The following is a 14,139-nucleotide window of genomic DNA, read 5'->3' on the forward strand; positions in this document are numbered from 1 at the left end:
TTGATTTTGAATGGTTTTAATTTTCCATGTGGCTGGCATGAAAGCTGCCACCTTTCCCCGTGTTGCGGCTGCGCTGAAGTTCGCGGTCGGTTTTCATGCAAGAGGGGATAAACGATCATGGAAAAGTCCATCAAGATGCTGTTCGATGCCTTCCAGGCCACCTTTGCCGTATCCACCCAGATGCGTCCGGACGGCGGCGCCCTGCTGACCCTGCGCAACGGCGAAGAGATCGTGACCCGTCGCGTGGTGTCCGCCGCCCAGTTGGCCGACGAGAAGCGCATGTACTGGTTCATCAACGCCGTGCGCCGTGACCTGGCCCTGGAGGCGGGGAGCCTGCCGGTGGATGTGGTCGGCACCCTGCGTCGTCTGCAGGAGCGCGGCCTGCCGAGCTACATGGCGGGCTGAACGGTTCGTCCGGAATCCTGGCGGAGACCTCCGGCAGGGCGGGCGAGAGTGCTAGAGTGAAGCTTCGAGGGGGCTGGGCGAGGATCGACCGGCCCCCGCTCGTGTCGGAAGGGAAGGCCAGGGCTGGCCTGCCCGTTCGGTGCTTCGGCAGGCTGGCGCAGAACGATGCAAGGTCGTTCGGGTCAGCATCAGGGATGAAATGACTGACAGGAGTCGGGATGCTGCGTTACGTCGTGGGTTTTCTCGCGTTCACCGTGCTGGCGGCCTATCTGTTGCTGGGGGTTTCCCAGCACGCCTTCCTGCCGTGACCGGTCGGCATGGCGGCTTCAGCTGCGCTGCGGAAGAGGCTGTGGCGGCCGTGCGGGATGCCGGTTTTCGGCTTGCCGTGCCTTGCGTTGCAGGCGTGCGCGCCGACGCGGCACGCGCAGGAAGGCCCACAGGGTGACGCCGGCGAGGCCCAGCCAGGCGACGATCAGCAATGTGACGAAGGATTCGGGAGTCATGGTTCGTCCTCCTCTTACCCAAGGATAGACCCTGCGGGAAGGGGAATTACTGCAATCGGTCTTCGACCATGGTCTGAAACGCGGTCATTCGGGGCCGGCACCGACCAGGGCCAGGCAGCCGGTCAGGCTGGTCAGCAGGGGCAGGGCGAGCAGGAAAGCCAGCCAGATGGCCTCCATGCGCAACAGCGTGGCGCCGAGGAACAGCGCGACCAGGAGGATGGTCATGAGCAGGGCGGTCCAGCCGAAGTACATGGCGAAGTTGTCGATGCCCAGGCCGATGCCCCAGCCCAGCAGCAGGGCCCATACCCCGGCCAGTGCCAGGCCGAGGGCCAGCATGCTCGCCAGGGTCCGGGCGGACGGGGCATGCAGCGGGTGGTTGCGGAATAGCTCGTAGAAGATCGGCGTATTCATCGGCGTCACCTCCGCAAGGGAACTTCCAGCCTAGTCCAGCGGGCGAGACGGCCCTAGACCTATTTGTCATTACGGGGCGTGACCTCAGGCCGTTAACATCCATCTTTTCCAGGCGATGCCGTGCATCGGGCTGTGGGCCCGCTCACCGTTCGTCGCGCTGAGTCGAAAAAGAAACCGAAAGGGTTGCGTGCATGAGTGGCGAACTCGCCTCGTTCGAGGTGGATGGGTATCAACTGGTCTATCAGGACCTGGGCGAGGGCACGCCGGTGCTACTGGTCCACGGTTCGCTGTGCGACTACCGCTACTGGCAATGGCAGTTGCGCAGCCTCGGCGAGCACCACCGGCTGATCGTGCCGAGCCTGCGTCACTACTACCCCGAGCGCTGGGACGGGCAGGGCGCGGACTTCACCAGCGCCCGCCACGTCGCCGACCTGCTGGCGCTGGTCGAGCGGCTCGGCGAGCCGGTACACCTGCTCGGCCATTCCCGTGGCGGCAACCTGGCGTTGCGCCTGGCGCTGGCCGCTCCGGACGCCCTGCGTTCGCTGAGCCTGGCCGATCCCGGCGGCGACTATGCCGCCGAGGTCTACGCCCACGCCGGCCTGCCTGCGCCCGAGGAGCCATTGGAACGCAACCAGTTCCGGCGCCAGGCGCTCGAATTGATCCGTGGCGGCGAGGCGGAACGGGGACTGGAACTGTTCGTCGATACGGTGAGCGGCGCCGGGGTATGGAAACGCTCGTCGGCGACGTTCCGCCGAATGACCCTGGACAACGCCATGACCCTGGTCGGGCAGGTGGCCGACCAGCCGCCGGCGCTGGCGCTGACGGAACTGCGCTCGATCGACCTGCCGAGCCTGATCCTCAATGGCGAACGCAGCCCGCTGCCATTCCCGGCCACCGCCGAGGCGCTGGCGGCGGCCCTGCCGCGCGCCGAGCTGCAACGCATCCAGGGCGCGTCCCATGGCCTCAATGCCACCCGTCCGGCGGCTTTCAACCGGTCGGTACTGGAGTTCCTGGCGCGCGTCGATGGCGTTGCGCCGGACGTGGAAACGTCCTGAAGCGAGGCCGGGCGAACTGACCGCTCGTCAGCTCGCCGCGGATGCTTTACCATGGGCGCTTCGCGCCGGATCAGCTCCGGCGTTTTTCGTCAGTATCCATTCCCAGTGATCTCCGTCCGCGCGCTTCGGCGCAGGGGTGCCGCAAGGCGCCTGCCACTGTGAGGCAGGCCGGCCCGGCGGGCGACGCTTACTGGCACATCCCAACCCACGTGGCCTTTGGTAGGGGTCACCACTAGGAGAGGAGGCGCCATGCCCATCATTACTCTTCCCGACGGCAGTCAACGTTCCTTCGATCACCCGGTCTCCGTGGCCGAGGTGGCCCAATCCATCGGCGCGGGCCTGGCCAAGGCGACCCTCGCCGGCAAGGTCGACGGCCGCCTGGTCGACGCCTGCGACACCATCGATCGCGACGCGACCCTGCAGATCATCACGCCCAAGGACGAGGAAGGACTGGAGATCATCCGCCACTCCTGCGCCCACCTGGTCGGCCATGCGGTCAAGCAGCTCTATCCGACCGCGAAGATGGTCATCGGCCCGGTGATCGAGGAAGGCTTCTACTACGACATCTTCTTCGAGCGCCCCTTCACCCCCGAGGACATGGCGGCGATCCAGCAGCGCATGCGCGAGCTGATCGACAAGGACTACGACGTGATCAAGAAGATGACCTCGCGCGCCGAGGTCATCGAGCTGTTCAAGTCCCGTGGCGAAGACTACAAGCTGCGCCTGATCGACGACATGCCGGACGAGAAGGCCATGGGCCTGTACTTCCATGAGGAGTACGTGGACATGTGCCGCGGCCCGCACGTGCCGAACACCCGCTTCCTCAAGGCGTTCCAGCTGACCAAGATTTCCGGCGCCTACTGGCGCGGCGACTCGAAGAACGAGCAGTTGCAACGCATCTACGGCACCGCCTGGGCCGACAAGAAGCAACTGGCGGCCTATATCCAGCGCATCGAAGAGGCCGAGAAGCGCGACCATCGCCGCATCGGCAAGCAGCTCGACCTGTTCCACCTGCAGGAAGAAGCGCCGGGCATGGTGTTCTGGCACCCGAATGGCTGGAGCGTCTACCAGGTGCTCGAGCAGTACATGCGCAAGGTCCAGCGCGACCATGGCTATGTCGAAGTGCGTACCCCGCAGGTGGTCGACCGCATCCTCTGGGAGCGTTCGGGCCACTGGTCGAACTACGCCGAGAACATGTTCACCACCTCCTCGGAAAGCCGCGACTACGCGGTCAAGCCGATGAACTGCCCGTGCCACGTGCAGATCTTCAACCAGGGCCTGAAGTCCTACCGCGACCTGCCGCTGCGCCTCGCCGAGTTCGGCGCCTGCCACCGCAACGAGCCGTCCGGCGCGCTGCACGGGATCATGCGTGTACGCGGCTTTACCCAGGACGACGCGCATATCTTCTGCACCGAAGAGCAGGTGAAGAAGGAAGCGGCCGATTTCATCAAGCTGACCTTGCAGGTCTACCGCGACTTCGGTTTCACCGACATCGCCATGAAGCTGTCGACCCGTCCGGCCAAGCGCGTCGGTTCCGACGAGCTGTGGGATCGCGCCGAAGGCGCGCTGGCCGATGCGCTGAACGAATCCGGCCTGGCCTGGGAATACCAGCCGGGCGAGGGCGCGTTCTATGGGCCAAAGATCGAGTTCACCCTGAAGGACTGCCTCGGCCGTAACTGGCAGTGCGGCACCCTGCAGTACGACCCGAACCTGCCGGAGCGCCTGGACGCCAGCTACATCGCCGAGGACAACAACCGTAAGCGCCCGGTGATGCTGCACCGTGCGATCCTCGGGTCCTTCGAGCGCTTCATCGGCATGCTCATCGAGCACTACGCCGGAGCCTTCCCGGCCTGGCTGGCGCCGACCCAGGCAGTGGTGATGAATATCACCGACAAGCAGGCCGATTTCGCCGCCGAGGTGGTGCGGATCCTCGGGGAAAGCGGATTCCGTGCCAAGTCCGACTTGAGAAACGAGAAGATCGGCTTTAAAATCCGCGAGCATACTTTGCTCAAGGTTCCCTATCTCTTGGTTATTGGAGATCGGGAAGTTGAATCGAAGGCCGTCGCGGTGCGTACGCGCGAAGGGGAAGACCTGGGCTCCATGCCCGTCACCCAGTTCGCTGAGCTGTTGGCACAGGCGGTTTCCCGGCGTGGTCGCCAAGACTCGGAGTAATCATTATTAAGCGTGAAATGAGACAGGATAAGCGAGCTCAACCGAAACCCCCGATCAACGAGAACATCTCGGCTCGTGAGGTACGGTTGATTGGAGCTGATGGCCAGCAGGTTGGTGTTGTTTCGATCGATGAGGCGATCCGCCTAGCCGAAGAGGCGAAGCTGGACCTGGTTGAGATTTCGGCCGACGCGGTGCCTCCTGTCTGCCGCATCATGGACTACGGCAAGCACCTGTTCGAGAAGAAGAAGCAGGCTGCGGTCGCCAAGAAGAACCAGAAGCAGGCGCAGGTCAAAGAAATCAAGTTTCGTCCAGGGACGGAAGAAGGGGATTACCAGGTAAAACTACGCAACCTGGTACGTTTCCTTAGTGAAGGGGACAAGGCCAAGGTATCCCTGCGATTCCGCGGCCGTGAGATGGCTCACCAGGAGCTGGGGATGGAGCTGTTGAAGCGGGTCGAAGCCGACCTCGTGGAGTACGGCACCGTCGAGCAGCATCCTAAGCTGGAAGGACGCCAGCTAATGATGGTCATCGCTCCCAAGAAGAAAAAGTAACCACCAGGGCACTGGCAGGCCTTGCGGTTATGCGTAATCACTCAATGCGGAGTATCCGAACATGCCAAAGATGAAGACCAAAAGTGGCGCGGCCAAGCGCTTCAAGAAGACTGCTGGTGGCCTCAAGCACAAGCACGCCTTCAAGAGCCACATCCTGACCAAGATGACCACCAAGCGTAAGCGTCAACTGCGCGGCACCTCGATGCTGAACAAGTCTGACGTTGCGCGCGTAGAACGCTCCCTGCGTCTGCGCTGATTATTAAGGTAGAGGATTAATTCATGGCTCGTGTTAAGCGTGGCGTTATCGCCCGTCGTCGTCACAAGAAAATTCTGAAGCTCGCCAAGGGCTACTACGGTGCACGCTCGCGCGTGTTCCGCGTTGCCAAGCAGGCGGTGATCAAGGCTGGCCAATACGCCTACCGTGACCGTCGTCAGCGCAAGCGTCAGTTCCGCGCACTGTGGATCGCCCGTATCAACGCTGGTGCTCGTCAGAACGGTCTGTCCTACAGCCGTCTGATCGCTGGCCTGAAAAAGGCGGCCATCGAGATCGACCGTAAGGTCCTGGCCGATCTGGCAGTGAACGAAAAAGCGGCGTTTACCGCGATTGTCGAGAAAGCGAAGGCAAGCTTGGCTTAAGCCCTACGACAATCACCGGACTTCGGTCCGGACGTAACGTCACCGATAGGGGAAGAGCCTTACCGCTCTTCCCCTATTTTGTATCTGGAGTCCATACATGGAAAACCTGGATGCGCTGGTCTCTCAAGCATTGGAGGCTGTGCGACACACCGAAGACGTCAATGCCCTGGAGCAGATCCGGGTTCACTACCTCGGCAAGAAAGGCGAACTGACCCAGGTGATGAAGACCCTGGGCGACCTGCCGGCCGAAGAGCGGCCGAAGGTTGGCGCGCTGATCAACGTGGCCAAGGAAAAGGTCCAGGATGCGCTGAACGCGCGTAAGACCGAGCTGGAAGGGGCCGCGCTGGCCGCCCGGCTGGCCGCGGAGCGCATCGATGTCACCCTGCCCGGTCGTGGCCAGCTGAGCGGCGGCCTGCATCCGGTCACCCGCACGCTGGAGCGCATCGAGCAGTGCTTCAGCCGCATCGGCTATGAAGTCGCCGAAGGCCCGGAAGTCGAAGACGACTACCACAACTTCGAAGCGCTCAACATTCCGGGCCACCACCCGGCGCGTGCCATGCACGACACTTTCTATTTCAATGCGAACATGCTGCTGCGTACCCACACCTCACCGGTGCAGGTGCGGACCATGGAGTCCCAGCAGCCGCCGATCCGCATTGTCTGCCCGGGGCGCGTCTACCGCTGCGACTCCGACCTGACCCACTCGCCGATGTTCCACCAGGTGGAAGGCCTGTTGGTGGACGAGGGTGTCAGCTTCGCCGACCTCAAGGGCACCATCGAGGAATTCCTCCGCGCCTTCTTCGAGAAGCAGCTTGAAGTGCGCTTCCGTCCGTCCTTCTTCCCCTTCACCGAGCCCTCGGCCGAAGTGGACATTCAGTGCGTGATCTGCAGCGGCAACGGCTGCCGCGTGTGCAAGCAGACCGGCTGGCTGGAAGTCATGGGTTGCGGCATGGTGCACCCGAACGTGCTGCGCATGTCCAACATCGATCCCGAGAAATTCCAGGGCTTCGCCTTCGGCATGGGCGCCGAGCGCCTGGCCATGCTGCGCTACGGGGTGAACGACCTGCGTCTGTTCTTCGATAACGATCTGCGCTTCCTCGGACAATTCCGCTAGGCCAGAACGCAACCGGATTCCTTAGGAGAACAGGATGAAATTCAGTGAAAAGTGGCTGCGGAGCTGGGCAAATCCGCAGGTTTCCCATGACGAGCTGGTCGCTCGCCTGTCCATGGTCGGCCTCGAGGTTGACGCCGACCTGCCGGTCGCCGGCGCCTTCAGCGGCGTGGTGGTCGGCGAGGTGCTCTCGACCGAACAGCATCCGGACGCCGACAAGCTGCGCGTCTGCCAGGTCAGCAACGGCAGCGAGACCTTCCAGGTCGTCTGCGGTGCGCCCAACGTGCGCGCGGGCCTGAAGATTCCGTTCGCCATGATCGGCGCCGAACTGCCGGGCGACTTCAAGATCAAGAAAGCCAAGCTGCGCGGCGTCGAGTCCTTCGGCATGCTCTGCTCGGCCAAGGAATTGCAGATCAGCGAAGAGAACGCCGGTCTGCTCGAGCTGCCGGCTGACGCGCCGGTCGGCCAGGACGTCCGCACCTACCTGGAGCTGGACGACTACACCATCGAGGTCGGCCTGACCCCGAACCGCGGTGACTGCCTGTCGCTCGCCGGCCTGGCCCGCGAAGTCAGCGCCATCTACGACGTTCCGCTGGCGCCGGTGGCGGTGGACGCGGTCGCCGCGCAGCACGACGAGACCCGTCCGGTCGAACTCGCCGCGCCGGCTGCCTGCCCGCGCTACCTCGGCCGGGTGATCCGCAACGTCGACCTGAGCCGGCCGACCCCGTTGTGGATGGTCGAGCGCCTGCGCCGTTCCGACATCCGCAGCATCGACCCGGTGGTCGACGTCACCAACTACGTGATGATCGAACTGGGCCAGCCGATGCATGCCTTCGACCTTGCCGAGATCAACGGCGGCGTGCGCGTGCGCATGGCCGAGGACGGCGAGAAACTGGTCCTGCTCGACGGTCAGGAAATCACCCTGCGCGCCGACACCCTGGTGATCGCCGACCACCAGCGCGCCCTGGCCATCGCCGGGGTGATGGGCGGCGAGCACAGCGGCGTCAGCGACAGCACCCGCGACCTGTTCCTCGAAGCCGCGTTCTTCGACACCATCGCCCTGGCCGGCAAGGCCCGCTCCTATGGCCTGCACACCGACTCCTCGCATCGCTTCGAGCGCGGCGTCGACAGCCAGTTGGCGCGCAAGGCCATGGAGCGCGCGACGCGCCTGATCCTCGACATCGTCGGCGGTGAACCAGGGCCGATCGTCGAGCAGGTCAGCGAAGCGCACCTACCGAAGGTCGCGCCGATCACCCTGCGCGCCGAGCGCGTGACCCAGATGCTCGGCATGCCGCTGGACGCCGCCGAGATCGTGCGCCTGCTGCAAGCCCTGGAACTAACGGTGGTAGCCGACGGGGAAGGGCAGTGGTCGGTCGGCGTACCGAGCCATCGCTTCGACATTTCCCTGGAAGTCGACCTGATCGAGGAACTGGCCCGTCTCTACGGATACAATCGCCTGCCGGTGCGCTACCCGCAGGCGCGCCTGGCGCCGAACAACAAGCCGGAAGCGCGCGCCGCGCTGCCGCTGCTGCGGCGCCTGCTGGTCGCCCGCGGCTACCAGGAAGCGATCACCTTCAGCTTCATCGATCCGGCCCTGTTCGAACTGTTCGATCCGGGCACCCAGCCGCTGACCCTGGCCAACCCGATCTCCGCCGACATGGCGGCGATGCGTTCCAGCCTCTGGCCGGGCCTGGTCAAGGCGCTGCAGCACAACCTCAACCGCCAGCAGTCGCGGGTCCGCCTGTTCGAAAGCGGCCTGCGCTTCGTCGGTCAACTGGAAGGCCTGAAGCAGGAAGCCATGCTCGCCGGCGCCATCTGCGGCAAGCGCCTGCCGGAAGGCTGGGCCAACGGCCGTGACGGCGTGGACTTCTTCGACGCCAAGGCCGATGTCGAGGCAGTGCTGGCCAGTGCCGGCGCCCTCGGCGACTTCAGCTTCGTGCCCGGTGAGCACCCGGCGCTGCACCCGGGGCAGACCGCGCGCATCGAGCGGGACGGGCGGCTGGTCGGCTACCTGGGCGCGCTGCATCCGGAATTGGCGAAGAAACTCGACCTCGAGCAGCCGGTGTTCCTCTTCGAGCTGCTGCTGGCCGAAGTGGTCGACGGCCACCTGCCGAAGTTCCGCGAGCTGTCGCGCTTCCCCGAAGTGCGCCGCGACCTGGCGCTGCTGGTGGATCAGGACGTGCCGGCACAAGACATCCTGACACAAATCCGTGCGGCGGCCGGCGAATGGCTGACGGACCTCAGGCTGTTTGATGTGTATCACGGTAAAGGCATTGATCCGCATAGAAAAAGCCTTGCCGTCGGCTTGACCTGGCAGCATCCATCGCGCACTCTTAATGACGATGAAGTCAATAGCACGACGCAGAACATCGTCACGTCGTTGGAAGAAAGGTTCAATGCCACGTTAAGGAAATAGCGTATGGGGGCTCTGACGAAAGCTGAAATTGCGGAACGTCTGTACGAAGAGCTGGGCCTGAACAAACGGGAAGCCAAGGAGTTGGTGGAGCTGTTCTTCGAAGAGATCCGCCAGGCGCTGGAGCATAACGAGCAGGTCAAGTTGTCCGGTTTCGGCAACTTCGACCTGCGCGACAAGCGCCAGCGCCCCGGACGCAACCCGAAGACCGGCGAAGAAATCCCGATCACGGCCCGCCGCGTTGTCACCTTTCGTCCAGGGCAGAAACTGAAGGCCAGGGTTGAGGCATATGCTGGAACCAAGTCATAACGACGAGCTGCCACCGATTCCCGGCAAGCGCTACTTCACCATCGGCGAAGTCAGCGACTTGTGCGCGGTCAAGCCCCACGTGCTGCGCTACTGGGAGCAGGAGTTCCCGCAGCTCAACCCGGTGAAGCGCCGCGGAAATCGCCGCTATTATCAGCGCCAGGACGTGCTGATGATCCGCCAGATCCGCGCGCTCCTCTACGACCAGGGCTTCACCATCGGCGGGGCGCGCCAGCGCCTCTCCGGCGACGAGGCCAAGGACGACGTCACCCAGTACAAGCAGCTCATCCGCCAGATGATCGCCGAGCTGGAGGAAGTCCTACTGGTCCTGAAGAAGTGACGGAAGAAAAAAAACTTCCACTTATCAGAAGCTTAGTATATAGTGCGGCTCACTTCGGAAGCACAGCCACTGAGCTCGGAAGTACAGTCGGGGCGTAGCGCAGCCTGGTAGCGCACTTGCATGGGGTGCAAGGGGTCGAGTGTTCGAATCACTCCGTCCCGACCAAAATACTCCAAGGAATCCAGTCACTTAGCGGTGACTGGATTTTTTTATGCCTATACGTTATTCGGCGATGCGCTTTTTTGCCCCACTTTTTGCCCCACCGAAGATTTTTGATGTCTCTGGCATTTTTTGTTGGCCCTACCGTGGTGCTATCGCTAACCACGTCCCTTGGCCGCAATCCCGTGAGAATCTGGAGTTAATTGTCGAGTTGGATAATCGAAGCCCGCTTCGCTCCCGGTGGGTACCAACGCATGCGTTTCGCCTCAGTCTCTGTCTCTGTGGTATGCCGCGGGAGCGTCGTAGCGATGCCGTCTAGTTGGTGTGGGGCGAGGGGAGGTATCGCTAAGCGATTTTCGAGTTCGAATGTCTACGCTTCCGCCACTATTTGTCATTAAAGCCCTAATTTATCAGGGCTTTTTTGTGGCTGTGTGTTTTTAGTCCCCCATCTGGTCCCCCACTTTTATTTCGGCTTCCCCTGGTGCTTTGCGGATTGTGGTGGACTTGCTGCGCTCATGGGAGCTATGTCAACGCCGACTTAAAACTGACCCACTTAACGCCTGATTTGCCGAAGTAATATTGACCCACCCAGATCACTCGGGTTTACGGTTCTGGCGGATCACACCCGCTTTACGTTTGTCCTTGAGTCGGTAACTTTCACCTGTCAGGGTCAGGATGTGCGCGTGGTGCAGTAGCCTGTCTAGCATCGCCGCTGTCAGCGTTGCGTCGTCGCTAAAAGCATTGGCCCACTGGGTGAACGGCAGGTTCGACGTCAGGATCATCGAGCCTTTTTCGTAGCGCTGGGCAACCACCTGGAAAAACAGATTCGCTTCTTCACGACCAAATGGCAGGTAACCGATTTCATCAATCACCAGCAGTTTAGGGGCCAGGATGGCGCGGTTCAGATAGGCCTTGAGCCGCCCTTGGCGCTGCGCGGCTCCTAGTTGCAGCATCAGATCGGCGGCTGTGATGAAGCGCGTCTTGATTCCGCTTTGCACCGCCCGATATCCCAAGGCAATGGCCAGATGGGTCTTGCCGACGCCGGACGGGCCGATCAGCACCACGTTCTCGGTGCGTGCGGCAAACGCCAGAGCTGCCAGCTCTTGCAGCAACACTTTCGGAACGTCCGGACTGAAACTGAAATCATATTCCTCCAGCGTCTTGATCCCGGGAAAGTACGCCATGCGCGTCAGCAATTCGCGACTGCGTTGTTGGCGAAAGCCATGCTCATGACGCAGTAGTTGCTCCAGAAAGTCGCTGAAGCTCAGATCGTCCTTGACCGCTTGTTGAGCCAGCATCGGGTAATGCTCGGCTGTGCATTCGAGTTTGAGCGCCTGACACAGCTCGACGATGGCCTGATGTTGGAGGTTCATGCGCAGGCCTCCCGAATCGCCTCATAGATGGATAGCGGATGCTGAAGCGACTCATGCGGGATCGGACGGGGCGCATTTCCTAGCAGGGCTTTCCAGGTCTGGCGCACGGCCTGAGGCAAAGGCGTCAGCAACCCTTGCTCCTGACGCCAACGGTCAATCGGGCGTTCCTTGAGCGTGGCATGGGGGCGTACATTGGCCACCTCGGCCAGCCATTCGCCGACCAGGCGGTTGGCAGTGCCGCAGTCCACCAGCAAGCCGGCAGAACTGACCCGGCTGTTCAGCGGGTTGTAGAAGCTCTCGCGCAAGTAGCGGTTGAATCGCTCGACCTTGCCTTTGGTGCGGGCACGGTAAGGGCGGCAAAGTCGTATGCGAAAGCCCAGGTCGTCGGCCATCTGTAATAGCCCGGCATGAAAGCGATGCTGGCCATCGCCGTAGGCATCACGCTCGATGACTGCGGTTTTCATGTTGTCGAACAGGATTTCGTCAGGCACACCGCCGAAGTAATCGAAGGCCAGCAGCAACGAGTCGTGCACCGACTCGAATGACTCATCAGGGACAAAATGGACGTAGGTCATCCGGCTATAGCCCAGCGTGGCCACGAAGGCTGACATCGGGGATTTGGCTCGGCGAAACACGATGAAGTCGGCCTGCATCTGTTTGCCTGGCTCGGTTTCGAACCGCACGATCGGGTCATCGTCGCGCTTGGCAGGTTTGATTTTGGCCAGCCAGGCACGCAGCTGGGAAGCACCGCCGTCATAACCGCGCTCACGAATTTCACGCAGCAGCACGGTAGCGGGCAACCAGAGCGGGTGAGCCTGCTGAACTCGCTCGTGCAGGTAGGCATGAAAAGCATCGAGCTTGGTGGGTCTGGGTTCGCGCGAGTAGCGCGGTACGGAAGGTTCTCTGAGGTAGCGCCGGACAGTGTTGCGGGACACGCCCAATGTCTTGGCGATCTGCCGAATGCTATGCCCTTGGCGGGCCAATACTCTGATCTCCACTGCTTGCTCCTGGATCAACATGGGCAGCCTCAAATGGCTGCGACGTTAGCCCAGGTGGGTCAGTTTTACTTCGCTGGGGTGGGTCAGTTTTGCATCGGCACTAACACTACTGATTCTGGCGAGGATGAGTGCTGTTTCAGCCACGGCGCAGGGTTGAACAATGGCTGTCGTTAGGTCGGGGCGATTTTTCGAAGGTAGCGTAGGTGGGAGATATGCTTGGCTCTCGCTGGCAGCTATCGACCTGGCGCCTGAACATAGGGGCAGCTTCGCGACCTATCACCGACAAGCGTGGTTCCCACCGGTGTGGCGCACGTCTGGATCGTGTCCCAGGAAGTGGTGTAACTCATCATGGCTCTGGCCACTGAGTTTGCCGTTTAGTTGATCACGGCCGACAGCTTGGCCTGTGGATTATCACTGACTGCTTCAAAGGCGTCCAACTGCATGTAACGTCGTTGCAGGCACCACTCGTCGTTCTGCTCCAACAGCATTGCGCCTACCAGCCGTGTGACGGCCGGATCGTTGGGGAAAATGCCCACGACATCGGTGCGCCGCTTGATCTCGGCGTTGAGCCGTTCGAGTGGATTTGTGCTGTGCAATTGCTGACGGTGCGCCTTGGGAAATGCCATGTGCGCCAGCACTTCATCCTCGCAGCCCTCCATGAGCGCCGCGATCTTGGGGTATTTTTCGCGCAACTGATCAGCGACCAAGTGCCATTGCTGATGGCATTCAGCACGGCTGTCCTGTGCGAAGGCTGTGCGCAGCAGCGCCGCTACCATGGTGCGCTGACCTTTGCCGACGTGGGCCATGGCGTTGCGCATGAAGTGGACGCGGCAGCGCTGCCAGGTTGCGTTGAATACTTTGGAAACAGCTGCCTTGAGACCTTCGTGGGCATCGGAAATGACCAGTTTCACACCTCGCAAACCCCGCCGCATCAGGCTACGCAGGAAGTCTGTCCAGAACGGCTCTGCCTTTGACGGGCCAACCCGCATGCCCAGGACTTCGCGGCCACCGTCAGTGTTCACGGCTACGGCGATTATTACGGCGACCGAGACGATGCGCCCGGCCTCCCGCACCTTGACGTAGGTGGCATCAATCCACAGGTAGGGCCAATCACCTTCAAGAGGGCGATCTAGGAACGCGTGAACACGTTCATCGATTTCTCCGGCCAGCCGCGAGACCTGACTCTTAGAGATGCCCGTCATGCCCATGGCTTTGACCAGCTCGTCGACAGAGCGCGTTGAAACGCCCTGGATATAGGCCTCCTGGATTACCGCCGCCATCGCTTTCTCGGCAGTGCGTCGTGGCTCAAGGAAGCCTGGAAAGTAGCTGCCTTGGCGCAGCTTGGGAATCTTCAGGTCGACATCGCCTGCGCGGGTTTGCCACAGGCGATCACGGTAGCCATTGCGGCTGTTTGTCCGGTCAGGGCTTTTGACATCGAAGCCGGCGCCGCACAGGTCTTCGACATCGAACTCCATCATGCGCTGGGCAACGAACTCTTCTGATCGTCGATAAGGTGGTGGGTAAGGTCAGCAGGCGATTCATTGAAGGTGGTCTCGGGCGCAAGTCGCGTTGCTGCCGGAATTTCTGAATGATTATCTACAAGAAGCCGGGCGGCAGAGAGTGACCTAGCCAGCCAAAAAAGGTATCGCTCGGAGCTGCAAAGATGGCGTCACACGGCTATGATGATATCAGAATGTCATTGTTTT

At 61.9% G+C, this 14,139-nt stretch carries 14 protein-coding genes, 1 tRNA gene and 1 pseudogene; 11 read left to right on the forward strand and 5 right to left on the reverse strand.

The window, feature by feature from the left end; genetic code table 11:
* The first annotated feature begins 117 nt into the window (after positions 1 to 117).
* Positions 118 to 405: a DUF3509 domain-containing protein gene (locus tag LE197_RS05700; protein ID WP_003090684.1), complete on the forward strand. Its 288-nt coding sequence runs from the start codon at positions 118 to 120 to the stop codon at positions 403 to 405.
* A 326-nt stretch (positions 406 to 731) separates the two neighbouring features.
* Here LE197_RS05700 and LE197_RS05705 read toward each other — a convergent pair whose 3' ends face one another.
* Both LE197_RS05705 and LE197_RS05710 read right to left on the reverse strand, forming a co-directional pair.
* A complete protein-coding gene (locus LE197_RS05705; protein WP_003099098.1) occupies positions 732 to 908 on the reverse strand; it encodes a hypothetical protein in 177 nt (58 codons plus the stop codon).
* Positions 909 to 992: 84 nt separating this feature from the next.
* Positions 993 to 1,319 (reverse strand): hypothetical protein, encoded by a 327-nt coding sequence (locus LE197_RS05710; RefSeq protein ID WP_003090681.1) that lies wholly within the window; start codon positions 1,317 to 1,319, stop codon positions 993 to 995.
* A gap of 191 nt (positions 1,320 to 1,510) precedes the next feature.
* On the opposite strand from LE197_RS05710, the gene LE197_RS05715 reads away from it, so the two are divergent.
* The 10 genes from LE197_RS05715 (at position 1,511) to LE197_RS05760 (ending at position 10,068) form a co-directional block, all read left to right on the forward strand.
* Complete coding sequence (locus LE197_RS05715; RefSeq protein ID WP_003116601.1) at positions 1,511 to 2,374, forward strand: alpha/beta fold hydrolase; 864 nt, start codon at positions 1,511 to 1,513, stop codon at positions 2,372 to 2,374.
* A gap of 249 nt (positions 2,375 to 2,623) precedes the next feature.
* Positions 2,624 to 4,546: a threonine--tRNA ligase gene (gene thrS, locus LE197_RS05720; RefSeq protein WP_073666469.1), complete on the forward strand. Its 1,923-nt coding sequence runs from the start codon at positions 2,624 to 2,626 to the stop codon at positions 4,544 to 4,546.
* Positions 4,546 to 5,097, forward strand: coding sequence for a translation initiation factor IF-3 (infC, locus tag LE197_RS05725; RefSeq protein WP_003119938.1), 552 nt, complete (start codon positions 4,546 to 4,548; stop codon positions 5,095 to 5,097). The genes thrS and infC overlap by 1 nt, the downstream gene beginning before the upstream one ends.
* Positions 5,098 to 5,158: 61 nt before the next feature.
* Entirely contained in the window at positions 5,159 to 5,353 is a 195-nt protein-coding gene (gene rpmI, locus LE197_RS05730; RefSeq protein WP_003090673.1) for a 50S ribosomal protein L35, read from the forward strand.
* A 23-nt stretch (positions 5,354 to 5,376) separates the two neighbouring features.
* The gene (gene rplT / locus LE197_RS05735) at positions 5,377 to 5,733 is read left to right on the forward strand and encodes a 50S ribosomal protein L20 (RefSeq protein ID WP_003099086.1); all 357 of its coding nucleotides are present in this window, start codon (positions 5,377 to 5,379) and stop codon (positions 5,731 to 5,733) included.
* Positions 5,734 to 5,830: 97 nt separating this feature from the next.
* Positions 5,831 to 6,847: a phenylalanine--tRNA ligase subunit alpha gene (gene pheS, locus LE197_RS05740; protein WP_003090666.1), complete on the forward strand. Its 1,017-nt coding sequence runs from the start codon at positions 5,831 to 5,833 to the stop codon at positions 6,845 to 6,847.
* A 34-nt stretch (positions 6,848 to 6,881) separates the two neighbouring features.
* Positions 6,882 to 9,260, forward strand: coding sequence for a phenylalanine--tRNA ligase subunit beta (pheT, locus tag LE197_RS05745; protein ID WP_003116602.1), 2,379 nt, complete (start codon positions 6,882 to 6,884; stop codon positions 9,258 to 9,260).
* A gap of 3 nt (positions 9,261 to 9,263) precedes the next feature.
* Positions 9,264 to 9,566, forward strand: a complete 303-nt coding sequence (gene ihfA / locus LE197_RS05750; RefSeq protein ID WP_003090661.1) for an integration host factor subunit alpha — start codon at positions 9,264 to 9,266, stop codon at positions 9,564 to 9,566.
* A complete protein-coding gene (locus LE197_RS05755; protein ID WP_003090655.1) occupies positions 9,547 to 9,903 on the forward strand; it encodes a MerR family transcriptional regulator in 357 nt (118 codons plus the stop codon). The genes ihfA and LE197_RS05755 overlap by 20 nt, the downstream gene beginning before the upstream one ends.
* Before the next feature lie 88 nt (positions 9,904 to 9,991).
* Positions 9,992 to 10,068 (forward strand) — tRNA-Pro (locus tag LE197_RS05760).
* Between the two features lie 587 nt (positions 10,069 to 10,655).
* Here the strand turns inward: LE197_RS05760 and istB are convergent.
* The 3 genes and pseudogenes from istB to LE197_RS05775 all read right to left on the reverse strand — a co-directional run.
* Entirely contained in the window at positions 10,656 to 11,435 is a 780-nt protein-coding gene (gene istB, locus LE197_RS05765; protein WP_226033865.1) for an IS21-like element helper ATPase IstB, read from the reverse strand.
* Positions 11,432 to 12,454: an IS21 family transposase gene (gene istA, locus LE197_RS05770; protein ID WP_226033866.1), complete on the reverse strand. Its 1,023-nt coding sequence runs from the start codon at positions 12,452 to 12,454 to the stop codon at positions 11,432 to 11,434. The genes istB and istA overlap by 4 nt, the downstream gene beginning before the upstream one ends.
* A gap of 353 nt (positions 12,455 to 12,807) precedes the next feature.
* Positions 12,808 to 13,926 (reverse strand): annotated as a pseudogene (locus tag LE197_RS05775) (IS256 family transposase); the annotation flags it as partial.
* Positions 13,927 to 14,139: the final 213 nt, after the last annotated feature.

Source organism: Pseudomonas sp. PS1(2021), from assembly GCF_020405165.1.
Lineage (GTDB): Bacteria > Pseudomonadota > Gammaproteobacteria > Pseudomonadales > Pseudomonadaceae > Pseudomonas > Pseudomonas aeruginosa.

What these genes read in the sequence shown, in the direction of transcription:
- LE197_RS05755 (WP_003090655.1), top strand. Translation starts at nt 9,547, where the DNA reads ATGCTGGAACCAAGTCATAACGACGAGCTGCCACCGATTCCCGGCAAG.
- LE197_RS05700 (WP_003090684.1), top strand. Translation starts at nt 118, where the DNA reads ATGGAAAAGTCCATCAAGATGCTGTTCGATGCCTTCCAGGCCACCTTT.
- LE197_RS05715 (WP_003116601.1), top strand. Translation starts at nt 1,511, where the DNA reads ATGAGTGGCGAACTCGCCTCGTTCGAGGTGGATGGGTATCAACTGGTC.
- pheS (WP_003090666.1), top strand. Translation starts at nt 5,831, where the DNA reads ATGGAAAACCTGGATGCGCTGGTCTCTCAAGCATTGGAGGCTGTGCGA.
- istB (WP_226033865.1), bottom strand. Translation starts at nt 11,435, where the DNA reads ATGAACCTCCAACATCAGGCCATCGTCGAGCTGTGTCAGGCGCTCAAA.
- ihfA (WP_003090661.1), top strand. Translation starts at nt 9,264, where the DNA reads ATGGGGGCTCTGACGAAAGCTGAAATTGCGGAACGTCTGTACGAAGAG.
- LE197_RS05705 (WP_003099098.1), bottom strand. Translation starts at nt 908, where the DNA reads ATGACTCCCGAATCCTTCGTCACATTGCTGATCGTCGCCTGGCTGGGC.
- pheT (WP_003116602.1), top strand. Translation starts at nt 6,882, where the DNA reads ATGAAATTCAGTGAAAAGTGGCTGCGGAGCTGGGCAAATCCGCAGGTT.
- thrS (WP_073666469.1), top strand. Translation starts at nt 2,624, where the DNA reads ATGCCCATCATTACTCTTCCCGACGGCAGTCAACGTTCCTTCGATCAC.
- istA (WP_226033866.1), bottom strand. Translation starts at nt 12,454, where the DNA reads ATGTTGATCCAGGAGCAAGCAGTGGAGATCAGAGTATTGGCCCGCCAA.
- rpmI (WP_003090673.1), top strand. Translation starts at nt 5,159, where the DNA reads ATGCCAAAGATGAAGACCAAAAGTGGCGCGGCCAAGCGCTTCAAGAAG.
- LE197_RS05710 (WP_003090681.1), bottom strand. Translation starts at nt 1,319, where the DNA reads ATGAATACGCCGATCTTCTACGAGCTATTCCGCAACCACCCGCTGCAT.
- rplT (WP_003099086.1), top strand. Translation starts at nt 5,377, where the DNA reads ATGGCTCGTGTTAAGCGTGGCGTTATCGCCCGTCGTCGTCACAAGAAA.